This window comes from Corallococcus praedator (assembly GCF_003612125.1).
GTDB classification, from domain to species: domain Bacteria; phylum Myxococcota; class Myxococcia; order Myxococcales; family Myxococcaceae; genus Corallococcus; species Corallococcus praedator.
In genome coordinates, this window is record NZ_RAWI01001415.1 from 1 (window position 1) to 389 (window position 389).

The following is a 389-nucleotide window of genomic DNA, read 5'->3' on the forward strand; positions in this document are numbered from 1 at the left end:
ATTTCGATGCGGCAGCCTCGAGCATGCGCGCGCTTGCAACGCGCGCGGCGACAGACTTCGCCGCGGTCGTCCGCGAGCGCGACTGACGCGGCATCGGAACAACAGGAGGTAAGCACGCAATGAAGCGACTCGGCGTAACGATCGACTATTCGGAGGACTTCGCCGTCGCGGCGTCCGACGTGCAGGAATTCGAGAGGGTCGGCGCGGATGTCGTGGCCGTCGCAGAGGCGTACTCCTTCGACGCGGTCTCCCGCCTCGGCTACCTCGCGGCCGTCACCCGGACGATCACCCTCACCTCGGCCATCCTGCCGATCTATTCGCGCACGCCGACGCTTCTCGCCATGACTGCTGCGGGCCTCGACTCGATCTCCGGCGGTCGGTTCGAGCTC

At 66.8% G+C, this 389-nt stretch carries 1 protein-coding gene; it reads left to right on the top strand.

What is annotated here, in order from left to right; translation table 11 throughout:
- Positions 1–119: 119 nt before the first annotated feature.
- Positions 120–389: LLM class flavin-dependent oxidoreductase (locus D7Y13_RS44690; RefSeq protein WP_120631179.1), on the top strand; the 270-nt coding region annotated here is incomplete at its 3' end.